Annotated in this window: 13 protein-coding genes; 8 read left to right on the top strand and 5 right to left on the bottom strand. The window is 49.8% G+C overall.

The window, feature by feature from the left end:
* The first annotated feature begins 311 nt into the window (after positions 1-311).
* From BDT_RS03585 to BDT_RS03550, 8 genes are read left to right on the top strand one after another with little or no spacing between them, the layout of a single operon-like run.
* On the top strand, positions 312-845 hold the full coding sequence (locus BDT_RS03585; protein WP_041576976.1) for a hypothetical protein: 534 nt from the start codon (positions 312-314) through the stop codon (positions 843-845).
* 28 nt (positions 846-873) lie between these two features.
* A complete protein-coding gene (locus tag BDT_RS03580; protein WP_015089902.1) occupies positions 874-3,570 on the top strand; it encodes a hypothetical protein in 2,697 nt (898 codons plus the stop codon).
* Positions 3,570-4,160 carry a hypothetical protein gene (locus BDT_RS03575; RefSeq protein WP_015089901.1) on the top strand — a complete coding sequence of 197 codons (591 nt, stop codon included), beginning with the start codon at positions 3,570-3,572 and terminating at the stop codon, positions 4,158-4,160. Before BDT_RS03580 ends, BDT_RS03575 begins: the two co-directional genes overlap by 1 nt.
* Positions 4,161-4,191: 31 nt before the next feature.
* Complete coding sequence (locus BDT_RS03570; RefSeq protein ID WP_041576974.1) at positions 4,192-5,223, top strand: hypothetical protein; 1,032 nt, start codon at positions 4,192-4,194, stop codon at positions 5,221-5,223.
* A 33-nt stretch (positions 5,224-5,256) separates the two neighbouring features.
* On the top strand, positions 5,257-6,828 hold the full coding sequence (locus BDT_RS03565; protein WP_015089898.1) for a hypothetical protein: 1,572 nt from the start codon (positions 5,257-5,259) through the stop codon (positions 6,826-6,828).
* 2 nt (positions 6,829-6,830) lie between these two features.
* On the top strand, positions 6,831-7,664 hold the full coding sequence (locus BDT_RS03560) for a hypothetical protein (RefSeq protein WP_015089897.1): 834 nt from the start codon (positions 6,831-6,833) through the stop codon (positions 7,662-7,664).
* An 8-nt stretch (positions 7,665-7,672) separates the two neighbouring features.
* The gene (locus tag BDT_RS03555; RefSeq protein WP_235046247.1) at positions 7,673-8,863 is read left to right on the top strand and encodes a hypothetical protein; all 1,191 of its coding nucleotides are present in this window, start codon (positions 7,673-7,675) and stop codon (positions 8,861-8,863) included.
* On the top strand, positions 8,854-9,255 hold the full coding sequence (locus BDT_RS03550; protein ID WP_235046246.1) for a hypothetical protein: 402 nt from the start codon (positions 8,854-8,856) through the stop codon (positions 9,253-9,255). Before BDT_RS03555 ends, BDT_RS03550 begins: the two co-directional genes overlap by 10 nt.
* A 32-nt stretch (positions 9,256-9,287) precedes the next feature.
* Here BDT_RS03550 and BDT_RS03545 read toward each other — a convergent pair whose 3' ends face one another.
* The 5 genes from BDT_RS03545 to BDT_RS03525 form a co-directional block, all read right to left on the bottom strand.
* Positions 9,288-9,716 carry a hypothetical protein gene (locus tag BDT_RS03545; protein WP_015089894.1) on the bottom strand — a complete coding sequence of 143 codons (429 nt, stop codon included), beginning with the start codon at positions 9,714-9,716 and terminating at the stop codon, positions 9,288-9,290.
* Between the two features lie 81 nt (positions 9,717-9,797).
* Entirely contained in the window at positions 9,798-10,277 is a 480-nt protein-coding gene (locus BDT_RS03540; RefSeq protein ID WP_015089893.1) for a hypothetical protein, read from the bottom strand.
* A 6-nt stretch (positions 10,278-10,283) separates the two neighbouring features.
* Complete coding sequence (locus BDT_RS03535; RefSeq protein WP_011163302.1) at positions 10,284-10,904, bottom strand: RNA polymerase sigma factor; 621 nt, start codon at positions 10,902-10,904, stop codon at positions 10,284-10,286.
* Between the two features lie 474 nt (positions 10,905-11,378).
* Positions 11,379-12,311: a diguanylate cyclase gene (locus BDT_RS03530; RefSeq protein WP_015089891.1), complete on the bottom strand. Its 933-nt coding sequence runs from the start codon at positions 12,309-12,311 to the stop codon at positions 11,379-11,381.
* A 37-nt stretch (positions 12,312-12,348) separates the two neighbouring features.
* Positions 12,349-13,500 (bottom strand): glucose-6-phosphate isomerase, encoded by a 1,152-nt coding sequence (locus BDT_RS03525; RefSeq protein WP_235046245.1) that lies wholly within the window; start codon positions 13,498-13,500, stop codon positions 12,349-12,351.
* Between the last annotated feature and the right edge of the window lie 10 nt (positions 13,501-13,510).

Raw genomic sequence — 13,510 nt, 5'->3', positions numbered from 1 at the left:
CGCAAAATTCAGCGAAAATTCATGCCGATTTTGTAATGTCCCGCTAAACACGTAAAACCACGGTCAAAATTCAGTTTAGGAAGCAGTGGAGCGCTGTTAAGAAGCTAACAATGCGAAATCACTCAACTAAAGCATAACCCATTCGGGTGATGTTACTATTTGAAATCATTGAAGAATTCTTTACATGCGCAGCGTGTCTGCGCTGGCGAAATCAAAAAAACACGATTAAAACTCGGCCACTCAAAAAAAATGCTGTCAGGAAACAACCGAACGTAACTGAACCCTGACAAGCCACAAAAACCGGAGAGAACATGAAATTGAAGTTCCTTAGTGCTGCCCTTGTAGCACTGGCAATGTCCCTGACTGTCCACGCTGACGAATTCGATGGTGGCAGCCCTGACTATGATCCTCGTCCAAATCCACACTACACAGAGGCAGAGATCCAAAGAAAGATCGAAAACGAAATGGCCGTGGCTTGCAGAGGCAACCTTTGCTCTATCGTAGGCACTGACGGTCACGGCGAAGGCTGGACAGTAAGCTTCCAGGTTGGTTACGGCGACAACCCAAACAGCGGCGGCAACAACTTCTACATCGGTGACAGTGGCTCCCGCAACAACAACGGTGGCGACTACTACGCAGGCATCACTGTGACTTACAAAAACTACTCTTGTAACTCCACTCTGCGTGTGACTCCTTCTGTTTATCGTTTCGTGAACACATACATGTACAACATGGTGAACGCGGACGGTTCCACGAAGCGTAACTTCTCCCCTGCAGACCAAACTGTGATTCTGTTCTACACAACGATGCTGAACAAAGTCGATAACTGCAAAGCACTGAACTAAATCCGGTCAACGAAACTCAAGAGGACTCATGAATAAAATCACTTTGGTCACTTTACTGATTGCCCTCACCCTGCCAGCGCTAAGCCGTGCAGAGGTGCCTGCGCATCAGACAAGTCTCCTGAGTCCTCTGAAGTTCACCAACCGCGCTCAGTGCGCGCTGGATTCTGAAAAGCCGACATCTTCCATCATGATCATGATTGATGGTTACAATGCCGGTAAAACCGCGAACTCCGTCGCCAAACTGCGCGGCCTGAACACGGAAGAATACAGCAACAAGGCCATGAAGGAATTCCGTCTTTCTGTGGCCTACATGACCCTGAACATCATGAACAAAATGATCCGTGGGCAGCTTCCGGTGCTGCCTATGAATCTGAAAACTGCAGACCTACCGAAGTATCTGCAGGCCAACCACAGCTGTGAAGCCAGTGGTGGTAACTGCTCCGAGCTGAACGATTATCTTTCCCAAATCTGGGCCCGCGCCGGAAAACGCGCTGATCTGCTGGCCTTTGACCGTTTCACTCAAGCAAACTTCCCTCTGCATTCTTCCAAAGACCGCCTGGGCTGCTATTACATCAAAAAATTCTCGGCTCTGCAGGGACACCTGCAAAACCCGGAAGTCAACCAAGCCAACCTGCAGGACATCGCCCTGGCTTACCTGAACGAAGCGGACTATCTGACCGGCTGCTTTAATGCCGATGACAGCCTGAACAACCGTTTCGTGACTTTGCAAATTGACTGGGAAACCAATGCAAACTCTTTGGCTCAGCAAGGCTTCGATTTCTGGAACAGTCTGAAAATCTATCTGTCCTGGGCGTGGAGACACACCAACGAAGTTGAACAGCTAAGCCCTAACTTCGGCCGTATCTTCCGCTCTATCGCTCTTGAAGAATCCATCATGTTCACTCCGAACGGTTGCAAGTCCATGACTAAACCTTCCTGTGACAGTGAATACCTTTCTGCCAACAGCATCCGAGAGCTGGCTAAAATCAGCGGCCCGACACCAGAACACTTCGACACCGTTCCCGGCGGCACTGACGCGGAAATGCTGGAAAAAGGCGTTCGTGGCGTCAACAATGACTTCCTGGGGACTCAGTCCTTCGACAGTGCTCAGGAATGGCTGGCGAATTTCCGCAAAAACGTGATCCAGTCCCGCGCCCTGATGAAAACCAAGTATCAGGCCGCGATCACCAATCTGAACCTGCTGCAGGATCAACTGGGTTCAGCGGTGTTGAGCACTGTGGTTTCCAAAGACATCAGCGCTCACCGTGGCAACGAAGCCATGATGAACGAACTTTACTATATGTGTACCGAGATCCGCCTGGCCGGTGACGAAACTCTGGACTTCCTGAAAACGGACATCGAGCGCATCGCCCAGCTGAAGAATATGACTCAGATGCAGTATTCTGACCGTCGCTCACTGCAAGAGCACGTGAACTTCTTCAAAGCGGTTTCTTCCCAGGTGCTGCCATTCTGTAACGAACTTGAAAAACAAAATTACTGGAACAAATCCGGTTACACCGTGAACAAGTCCGGCTTCGCACCATGGGCGAAAGAAATGATGCAGCTTCAGGCCAATCCTGAAGAAGCGAAATTCATCCCGACAGCTTTCAACAACCAGGCACTTCTGTCCTGGAACAATCAATCCGTTTCCGGCGCACAGGCGATCTGCTACAGCTCTGTGGATTGCACCCGTCTGATGGTGAAAAGCATGGTGGACCTTTATGCGGTTTCCACCTATGCGGACGCTTTGGTTCCCCTGGCGGGCAAAACGTCAGATCCAAACCTGTTCAATCCTTACTCTGAACTTAAAACCTGCAAAATGTACGATCCCTGGTTCCAAACCCAGCGCATGAACAAAGTGCTGATGGTGGACCTGGCGAATACGGCATTGTTCGGCTGGAATATCCTGCCGATCTATGTGGATGTGAACTTCACCGCTCCGAAAGTGGCTTCTTTCAACCAACTGGTGAAAGAGGGCAAAATCAAGTTCGACCCGCGTGTTGAAAAATCCAAAATGCAAACATCCCTGGTGGCGGATTTCGGTCCTTTGCTGGGTGCGCCGTGCGCGGTTTCCCTGAATAGCAACGGTATCAAGAACTACAACTTCTATTCTTTCTCTGGTTTGACAGTGAATTACTGTGATTCCAAACAGTCCAACGAAGTTGTTTCCAACAATCCAAGTGACTTCGCGACCGGTGCGAAAACCGCCCGTTCTTTCTGCGGTGGTTGCACCCTGAACTTCACTGCGGTGGCTGCCGCCTCCACTTCCACGTTCGGCGTTGTGAATCCGGCGAAATTTGTTGTGTACCTGTTCCGCACCTTCCAGAAGTATTTCTCGGCAAAAAAAGACAAAGTAAATATCCCGAAATCCTGGGAAGTGAACGCAGCTTACGCGGCTGAAGTTTACAAAAAGTACGGACAGATCCCGACCCACTGTGTGGATCAGCTGAGCAAAGGTTTGAAATGTTTCAGAGACAGCTGTGCCGCGAAAGCTGCTGATGTCTTCGAAAAGGCCTACAACACCAAGGTTCACGAAGTTTACATCCGCGAAGACGACGACAGCCAATGGCCACCGTCCGACACAAAAGAAGCGTGGATCAAATCTGATCTGTGCAAAGGTGAAGCGGTCATTCGCTTCACCTGCAACGAACGCAGAGTTGAAAACTTCAGAACACATTCCATGTACGGATTCCACAAATCCTGCAGAAGAGCGATGGGGAAATAATGAAATCCATTTTGTTGTCCCTGACCCTTTTGCTGAACGTACAAACAGCTATGGCCTGGTCTGTAGAGTCCGCTGTGGGCACCGGCCCGCGTGGTGAGTTCCAGGACACTGTGACGCTTTACTGCCGTCCTGACGAAACTCTGTGCCAGGAAGTGTGCAAGTCCCAGAATTCCTGCTGGAAAGAGCAGGAGCTTTGCTTCAACTGCCTGGGCACGACCAATCCGATCCTGCGCACCGTATTCACAGAGATCGACCGTCTGTACCGCAACAGCCAGCGTGTGTTGCCTGCTGCGGAAGTGGCCAAGGTGTTCACAAAGGATCACATCTTTGTGGCAGCCAAAAGCATCTATAACTTCTATTCCGCCATCGACAATCAGGAAGTGATCGCCAGATTCCAGGGGCTTTGCCCGACAGGAACCGGCCAACCACTGATCGTCCTGGAAAAGAACAAGTTTCAGGAACCTTCCCGGATCAAATTCATAGTTTGCGAAGGGACCGGCCAATACAACCAGGGAATGTACGTTTTAGAGTACAACCCTCAAGTGGAAACCGGAACGAACAACGAAATTAAAGTGAACAGTAAACCTTAAAAACAGAACGTTAGATCAAAAGGAGAAAACAATGACTAACTTGATGAAATTTGCAGCAGTAGCTATGCTATTGATCTCTGCACAAAGCGCGAACGCAATTTCTTTGCGTTTCAAATTCAAAACCTTCAGCTCTGGTCCAGACATCTACGCTTGTAATGCTGGTTTGAAGCACAATGCATCCGCTCACAAAGCGTGCTACTTCGAAGACACTCAGATCGCTTGTACTGCTGGTACTTGTACTGATGCTACCTGCCACACTCGTTGCGTTTGTACTAACGACAACGGTGGTGAGTACCTGATGGACTACATGAAAGGTCAATACAGCTCTTGGAACACTGGTGATTCCAAATGGAACACAAACTGGACAGCGACGACTCGTCAAGCTGGTCAGGGTTCTTTCGCAACTTTGGTTAACCACGAAGACGCTTTCGCTAACCGTATCAAAGAACTTAGCTTCAACCTTGGTTCCGAGCTTTACGGCGCTGAATACTTCGTTGATATCTGCTACCGTGGCCCTCAGATTGAATACTGGGAAGACAACGTAGTTGCTAACTTCAGCTTGTTGGCTCAAGTTTCTGCAACTGACTTCGTTGCTACTGGCGTGAACCCAGGCGACAACAACCCAGACGGTCCAGGTTTCAACCACGGTCGTGATGGTTTGAACATGACTCCAAACATCAAGTACACGACTTTGTCTGGCTTGACTGTTGAGTCTTACACTGTGTGCGACCTTCAAGGTATGAACACATTCAAATACGCTCGCAACAACGCTAACCAGTACAACATGCTGGATAACGAAGCGAAATTCTCTGACTGGAATGCTCCACAAAACGGTGGTGGTGACTTCTTCACTGGTACTAACCAAGCTACTTCTGTTGGCGCGGCTAAAGACCTTTACAACACATGGATCAACCAAAACACAAAAACTCCACGCTTCTGCCGTGTACGTTATGTGTTCAAAGAGACAAACCATGCTGCTGCCATCAAAAACTTGAGAAAATGGCAACGTCACGGTGCTGAAATGTGTACTTACACTAAAATTGAAGAAGGCGCTGCGAACTAATCGCCCCTCTTTGGTCTCTGAAAGGATCGATCTATGAAATTCAAAAATCTTACGGTTCTGGTCCTTTCAGGGGTTGTATTTATGCTGGCAGGCGAAGCTTTCGCCTGCCGCGCTTCTCGCGATATGAAACACAACTTCGCGATCAATTTTGAATCCGCTCCACCGATCCGTATCTATGGCGATGGTGAAGGGTCCACAATTCTTCCGCAAATGATCGACAAGTGCACCGAAAGTGCCGGCAGCTTCCTGATGCTTTCCAAGGGCGTCTATATGCCGAGTGATGTTTCTGACGTGGCTGATATTTCCCTTGATGGTGACCTACCGGATGAAAACATCTGCAAAATTGAAAATCCGATTTTCAGCAAGCCGATGGATCACAATCAAAAGAAATCTCTGGTTAAAAGACAGCACAAATTCCTGCAGCAATGCGCGTTTGTGACGGTGGCTGAAGTCAACGGTCGCCCTCTGCGCTACAAATCCAACCAGGAATACTGCAAAACCACCCCGCAGGGTGCAAGCATGGTTCAGATGGAAGGCGAATACTGCTTCCTGACCATCAACCCAAGCTACAATCTTTCTATCACCATGGGATTGAAGCCTGAGTGCGCAACCCCGGAAAAAATGAAAGAACTGGGACTTGAGTTCGGTGACATCGAAGCCGCTTTGAATTCTTATGTTGCAGGTGATGATTCTGGCCTTAGCCCTGATGTGACGGCCATTGGTTCTTCCCGCTACCGCTTCACGCTGCAAGCCCCGGCCGGAATGATGGAGTTGAGTGAAGACGTCGGCCTGGAAGCACCCCGCTTCCCGACCACTTACAATGCAGAATTCAACATGGGTGACCTTCAGTTCCGCCAAGCCGGCGAGGAACGCGTTGATTTGAACATGTATCTTTCTGTGGACAACCGACAGCCCTTGTTCTGCAACCAGGCGGGACTTTGCACGGCACCGTCTGCTTATAACATCCCGGTGGCCGCCGAAGTTGAAGTCTTTAAAGTCGGCTCGCAAAAATCAGTATTCATCGACGGCTGGACCAGCGGTGGCACCATTCAGGGGAACTGGCAGGGTCTGATGCGCTTCCCGCAACAAAGCATCGATGGCTTGAACTTTGTGAAAGGCGAACGCTACAAAGTCGTCGTCACCATGATCGACCCGTTTGAAGATTTCTATATCTATCTGAACAGAGCCGAACAGTTCCTGATCGATCTGAAAGCAGCCAATGGCGTTGCAGGCTTGGATCAAATCCAGTCCATTCAGCCATTGTCTGACCTGCTGGGCCTGCCACGTTTGACGGGCTTGCCGCATATTTCTTCCGGCGACCTGAATTCAGATCTGGACATGTCACTAAGCTATTTCAAGAAACTGGGCTCCACCCGCCTGTGGCCGACTTACTATGAGCGCCTTTGCGACCCAAGCCATGGTCAGTGCTATCTTTCCGGAAAACAAAAATTCTGGAACCGCTTCTCTGCTGAATTCACCGTGGGTGACGTGGGTAATGGCGGCAACTTCGACCTGAATGATATCCGCGTGATCAAAGAATCCCCGGCAGGCGTGGTAATGAACAAGCAGGTGAAAACCCTGCCTCGCTACAGATGTGAGCCGTAAGAATGAAAGCACTTCTTATCACCCTGCTTGCTGTTTTTTCCGGCCCCGCTTTTGCCCAGGTGGATGTCACAGTTTCATCCAGCTCGGAGGATATTTTCGTCTGCAACCTGACCCGCACAGCTTCACCATTGGCCCCCTCTCCGGGGTCGTTCTCGGGCAGCGTGAACTATGAGGACCTGAGCTCTCCGGTGACTTCACCGTGGCGCAACCGCAGTGTGGGACTGGCGTTGAATGAGGACTCTGACAAGCTGTTTTCTTTTGGCAATCAGTGGTTGTCCCGTATCACCCGGCTGAATATGTCTTTTTCCTATGAAACCATGGGTGTGGGTTACAAAGTTCACGTCTGTTACCTGGGACCGCTGGCTCAGTGCAAAGGCAACAACGGCAATGGCGGTGGTCATGGCTATGGCAACTGCAAAAACAATGGCAACAACGGCAACGGTGTTGGTAACGGGAATACCGTGGAAGAAGACTTCAGCGAAAGAATTTATTCTTTGGCGGCCAACGTGCGAAACTCTGCCAACACCTATACCACGGCAGCCAGCCTGTACTATCGCGTGACGACGTCCTGTGATTTACGCTCGGGCCGCACGGACACCCGCCAGGAAAATCAGATCAGCCCCGGCGACAGCATGCAGGTGGACTATTCTTACACCACGAACTGGGCGGCGTTTGACGGCACTTTCCGGGACAATGTGATGGTGCTTAACGCCAACTGGCCCCAGCGTGTTCCGAAGTTCTGCGAAATTGTTTTTGAATTCAAAGAGGCCTCTGCAGCTGCGCGTTCCAATGTTTTGACGGATAATGAAATCGAACTGTCCGTCGATATATTCTAGGTGTGAGCGTGAAGACTCTGATTTTTACTTTGATCATGTCAACCGGACTGATGGCCGAAGCTGCGGTCTGGAATGCCCAGAACGTGTGGTCTCAGGCTCAGGAAGACCGCTATTCCCAGTGGGTGGTTGAAAGCTTCAAGGCGGATATTTTTTCGAATCCCCAGAATCCCTGGTACGGTATTTCCACCGACTGCGCTGACGCGGTCTATGCGGCAAGGATCATCTTTGCTTACGAAAACTCTTTACCGGTGGCCTTCACAAACATCGAAAACATGAAGCGCAGCCTGACCCAATCCATGACCAACTGGGATCGCCTGGCGGAAAAAGACCGCGTTCGCAAATTCATCCAGCTTGTGTCGGACCTGACCAGCACTCAAACGCTGGGACATGATACAATTCCGGTAGCGATCCAACGTGAATTCGTTCGTCCTGGCACAATCTTTCTGAATCCGACCCTGACACCTGAAGAAGAAAACATCGTCGGCACCCGTGGTGGACATACCGAAATGATCATCGATGTGAACGAAAATGGTTTCATTCGCTCGCTGTATTCCACGACACCTTCCAAAGTGCGCGAACTGATCACCACCCGTAATCCTTACACCTGGCCCATCAGCCGTCTGGGGGGATTCCGTATCTGGAAAACCGCGGTGTCACCGGCTGCGAACAACCAGCAGTTTGAAATGGCGGGATGGACATCTTATGGTCGTCCCACCCGCAAGCAAATCTATCAATGGCATGAAGGCATCAGAAAAGAACTGCGCCTTAGACCTCCGACAATTGACGAGCGTATTGACGTGGTCGTGGAAAGCATCTGCAACCTGTGGCAGGGCCGCGTGGACGCGGTGAATGCCGCATGGAAGGCCGTGCGTGATGCCGGTGGACGCTGCCCATCAGCGGGGCTTCTGGATGAACATTCCACCAACCGCCGCGATGCCCGCCTGCGCGAAGCTTATGGGCAATTGAACGATCTGATGTACTGGCGCAAGAACAACTATGACGTGCCGGACGCCATTGGCGACATCAAGGACGCCAAAGAGGTTCTGATGAGCTGTCATGTGATGACAGGCTTTGCCGCCAACAACGCCTGGGATTTGTTTTTAAAGATGATCGACGGCCATCTGGTCGCTGATGCCCGCTGGAGCCCGGCTGTTCGCTGGGGCGAATCATCCCGCTATGGAGGTCAACAATGTCGCTAGTGACAAGTGCTTTGGTTATGGCTTGTGTGGTTTATGGACCGGCCCAATCCCGTGACAATGTGAACAACTACAAGATCCTGCAGCCGCTGCAGATCCAGGATGGTCGTATCACCACTCTGGCCCGCAACCAGGTTTCTCAGTTTGAAAGCTATGACTTCAAAATTGAACAGTACAATCTGGATCAGTGCCCGAACTCTATCATCGCCCGTGATTCCAAAGGCCGCTATGCTGCCGTCAAGGGTATGTACCGGGCCAACGATGGCACATCTCAAGGGGTGTTTGTCTTTGACGACGGCAATGACGAGCGCTTCAAGGCGCTGATTCATTGTCCTTATCAGTTTCAGCCCTGTGATTCTGGAGTTGACGTCATCTCCGGCTGGGAGATCTTCTAAACGAAAAAAGCCGTCTTCATGACGGCTTTTTTTTATTTTTCTTCGATCAGTTTCGGAGAAGGCAAAGGCTTGGCCGTTTTACCCGGGGCCACTTCGGGATTAGCCAGCATCGTTTTAATCCTGTTGGTCAGATCCTGCTTGATCATCAGGTACTGCACCATGCGCTCAGGCCCCAAAAGAGGCTTTAGCTTGTCGAACTCCTCTTCATTCATTCGACCATAGCTTTGCAAAGACTTGCGATAGCGGGTCAGCTCTTCATCCTTGGATTTTGCCGTGGTGGCTTTGTTCATTTTATCGACGGAAGCCTGCAGCTCCAGGTTGAACTGGGCTTTGCGTTTATTGATGTCCCGGACGATTTCAGTGAATTTCTTTTCGTCAGTGGTATTCAGCTTTAGCTCATCACTCATCTTCCAGATCAGAAGCTCTTCAAGCTGATTGCGTTTCTCCGCAGCCACAGCCACGGAGAAAGCCGAATTTAGACATATTAGGAATATTGGGAACAGAGTCTTCAGCAACACGTTGTCTCACCCGAGTCAGGGTGATCAGCGTCCGCTTTCACCCATGATTTTATTGAATTTATCTACAGATAAATTTTCGAATGATTCGCGAGCTACGTCCATAAAAAAGTCAGATTCGCTCTGCGTGATGATCAAGGTCTGGGAAATCTCCTCTGGGGACAAAAGTGCCTCAGAGACAATACGTTCATGCCCGTCGCTCAGAAGCCCGGCTCTGGTCATCGACTGGTTTACTTTTGACACCTGCGGCATCAAAAGAACAGCGAAGGCCATCAGCGAAGCTACGCCGCTGACGGGATAAAGCCATCCTCGCCAGTGAGAGCGAAGCAGATTTCGCGGCGTCATCAATACCGGAGCCGGTTTGATTTCGACCATTTCCACCTCTGCCATGATTTTATCATGCAGGCGATCGAAGAAATCATCGTTCATGGGCAGTTCCATATCGTCGGCGGCTTTTAGGCCTTTGCGCACTTTATCCATGCGATCCATACGGTCCACGTTGTCCATCGATTCTTATCCTTCTGCTTCCGCAAATCTTTGGTTAACCTCGAGGAAGAAGCCACCTACTTCTTCCGTCCAGTTTTTCAATTCAGCCTGCTGTTCGAATGTCTGACGAAGTTTCATCAGAGCATGTCTGTAGTTCGCCTTCGCCGTATCGTATGGGCATTCCATGATATCAGCGATTTCGTTAAAGCTCAGATCCTCGTACACACGAAGAACCAGGGCTGTTTTCTGCTTGAACGGCAGCTTCTCTACTTCATTTTTAAGTATGTCAGAAACCGCCGTATGGACGAGTGTAGTTTCGGCCTCCGCATCTACAGCCAATTGCACATCGTCGATATCCACGGTGTCACGTTTCCACTCACGAAGTTTGTTGCGTGCGGTGTTCACTGCGATCTGGAACAACCAGCTTTTGAAAGAAGAACGACCTTCGAAGGTGTTCAGCTTTTCGTAAGCCTTGATGAACGCTTCTTGCGTCACGTCCTCAGCTGTGTCCATGTCCTTTACGAACCGCAAACTCATACGCAGCACACTTCTCTGATGTCGTTTCACGAGTTCGGAAAAAGAGCGTCTGTCGCCAGACTTTACTTTTTCTACCAGTTCAAGATCCGTTACGTTTAGATCTCTCTCCATACTTTGACTCGTTTCTGTCTAAATTCGGTTAACGTTCTGAATTTTTTTCCCAGAAGAGCCATTCTGCTCCCCCCAGCACCCGGTAAATTCGCCCCCAAACCCGCGATGCTTACTCTCTTTCACTAATGCAACGATGATGCCTGATTTTGAAGAGTCGAAGTGGCCCTAAATATATGAAACAACTTAGGAATTACGCATTTCGTTATGACACCCATAATCATTTCTTATGGGTCAAAACCCCTACTAAATTTTAAGCAGAACTGACGGCTAACATGAAAATCACATCCATATATAGAGGACTGTAAAAATGGCCAAAGCGGCCCTAGACCATAAGGGTAGGGACATCTATTACGTCAGCGACGCAGAAAAACAAAAGCCGCACCTATAATATAGATGCGGCTTTTCAAGATTCCCAGGTTTGGAGGTTCTTCAGTAAAGTCTTGTAAGAAGCCAACCCCGGGATAAAAACTAATATTAAGCTACGATGGTCGTGCGGTTACGGCCACCCTGTTTGGACTGGTACAGCGCCTTATCGGCACGGTCATACACTTGAGTCCATTCGGTTTCATTTGGAAGCTTGGTCGCCACGCCCACAGAAATGGTCACCTGGATCTTCTTGCCTTCAAATGTAAAATCATGAGCTTCAATCGTCTGACGGATACGCTCACCCACTTCGCCGGCCGTTTTGGATGGAGAACCGGAAAGCAGCAGCACGAACTCTTCACCACCATAACGGGCAAAGAAGTCGTTGGAGCGGATCAGCTTGGTGATCACGATACGGCACAGCTCTTTCAGAACATAGTCACCGCCCGGATGCCCGTAGCTGTCGTTGATCTTTTTAAAATGATCGATATCGAAAGTCACAAGACTGAATGGCTCGTTCAGCACTTCGGCGCGTTTCATCGCCTCAGGGCCCTTGTCCAAAAGCGCCCCTTTGGAATGAGCGCCCGTCAACGCATCCTTCTGCGCACGATCGTACATCGCCGCATTGGTCATGGCTTCAATGCTGCCTTTTTCAAGGAACTTGAAGATCACGTTGCCGGTTTTAATCTGATCATTATTCTTCAAAAGGCACGAAGCCAGTGGTGGGATCACCTGACCATTCACGATGGTTTTATTCGTGGATCCCAGGTCGATCACGGATACTTCACTGCCATTGACAGCAAACTTCGCGTGCGAACGGCTCAAACTTTTATCATCAATGTAAACTTGGCTTTCCACAGAGCGGCCGATGACGATGTCACTGGCCGTGATAGGATATTGTTTGCCGACGTAGCCCGGAGGGCCGATCAAAACAACAATTGCCGGCGGAACATCATCCGCCTCTTTAAGACGACCCTTGAAAGTGTCGCTGGCAACAATACTGGTTTTTTCTAAGTTGTCTGAGTTGTCATCGTTGTGAGCCATAGGGAAAAGTATAAAACTTCCCCCCGTCACCTGACAATCATGCTTTCTTCAATTTCTCTTTCGCTAGTCTCTTGCCCAGCTCGACACCCGGTTGATTGAAGGCGTCGATTTCCAGGTAATCGCCCAAGCCCGCAACCACAAGCTGCCAGAACATGAACATGTAACCCAGGCTGTGTTCGTCTAGGACTTTAGTCTTAAGAGTCATCGTGGACACACCACTCTGATTCAATGCCTCCTGCGTGGCCAAACCTTCTGCCCGCAGCAGTTCACCCATCGTGCGACCTTCAAGGTCCTGGGTTTCTTTGAACTGAGCTTTATTGATACGCAAAGAACCCGCCTCGGATTCTTCCACACGCTGGAACACAACGAACTTGTCTTTGGTTCCTTCCATCACCTGCTGCAAAATCGAATGCTGATCCGAAGCCCCCACCGCAGACATTGGCGTACTCACACGCGGAGCCGGTTTCCCCGCACGAGTTTCAGGTTTCCCCAAAGACTCGGCCCAAAGCTGCTGATACCAAGCCCCGAAAGACTTCATACGAGAATTATAAATCCAAAGCAGAGTGATCCATTCTTCACGCTTATAGCTTTGCGCCACCTGAGCCATCGTCTGAGTCACAACCGCCGTGTCATTCAAAGCACGCATCGCCCCCACACGGAATTTTTCAAGATCCAGACCCAAAAACGCCGCCGGCATCATCCCCACCGGAGAAAGCACCGAGAAGCGCCCCCCAACATCCAAAGGAATTTCACAAGTAGGAATAGAATGCTTGCGAGCCCAAGCCATCAAACTGCTGTCTTTGGTTTCAGAAATAACCACACTGTGCTTGGGAAGATCCAACTTTTCTTCAGTGTAAATCTGATCCACAAGCTCAAGCGCACACAAAGACTCAATCGTAGTTCCACTCTTGGAAATGAAAACCCAGGCAACCTCTTTCAGATCCCCCAGCTCTTCAATCAAAGTTTCAAATTCCAGAGCATCCACATTGTCGACAAAGTACATGTTGCGAGCACAGAAAACCTCGGCAATCACACGAGTCCCCAAAGAAGACCCACCAAGCCCAACGATAACAATCTTCTTAAACTTCTCCGCCAGTTCAGTCCCCACTTTATAAGACTGCTGCCACAAAGAAACACGCTCCATCACCTGAGGAAAGCCAATCTCTTTACGTTGCAAAAACAACTTCAAAGACTCCTGA

This window comes from Bdellovibrio bacteriovorus str. Tiberius (assembly GCF_000317895.1).
Lineage (GTDB): Bacteria > Bdellovibrionota > Bdellovibrionia > Bdellovibrionales > Bdellovibrionaceae > Bdellovibrio > Bdellovibrio bacteriovorus_F.
The sequence above is the reverse complement of the archived record's forward strand: the minus strand, read 5'-3'. Positions and strand labels throughout refer to the sequence as shown.

Excerpts from the sequence above, each read along its gene's own strand:
- BDT_RS03585 (WP_041576976.1), top strand. The coding sequence starts at position 312 with ATGAAATTGAAGTTCCTTAGTGCTGCCCTTGTAGCACTGGCAATGTCC.
- BDT_RS03580 (WP_015089902.1), top strand. The coding sequence starts at position 874 with ATGAATAAAATCACTTTGGTCACTTTACTGATTGCCCTCACCCTGCCA.
- BDT_RS03575 (WP_015089901.1), top strand. The coding sequence starts at position 3,570 with ATGAAATCCATTTTGTTGTCCCTGACCCTTTTGCTGAACGTACAAACA.
- BDT_RS03570 (WP_041576974.1), top strand. The coding sequence starts at position 4,192 with ATGACTAACTTGATGAAATTTGCAGCAGTAGCTATGCTATTGATCTCT.
- BDT_RS03565 (WP_015089898.1), top strand. The coding sequence starts at position 5,257 with ATGAAATTCAAAAATCTTACGGTTCTGGTCCTTTCAGGGGTTGTATTT.
- BDT_RS03560 (WP_015089897.1), top strand. The coding sequence starts at position 6,831 with ATGAAAGCACTTCTTATCACCCTGCTTGCTGTTTTTTCCGGCCCCGCT.
- BDT_RS03550 (WP_235046246.1), top strand. The coding sequence starts at position 8,854 with ATGTCGCTAGTGACAAGTGCTTTGGTTATGGCTTGTGTGGTTTATGGA.
- BDT_RS03540 (WP_015089893.1), bottom strand. The coding sequence starts at position 10,277 with ATGGACAACGTGGACCGTATGGATCGCATGGATAAAGTGCGCAAAGGC.
- BDT_RS03535 (WP_011163302.1), bottom strand. The coding sequence starts at position 10,904 with ATGGAGAGAGATCTAAACGTAACGGATCTTGAACTGGTAGAAAAAGTA.
- BDT_RS03530 (WP_015089891.1), bottom strand. The coding sequence starts at position 12,311 with ATGGCTCACAACGATGACAACTCAGACAACTTAGAAAAAACCAGTATT.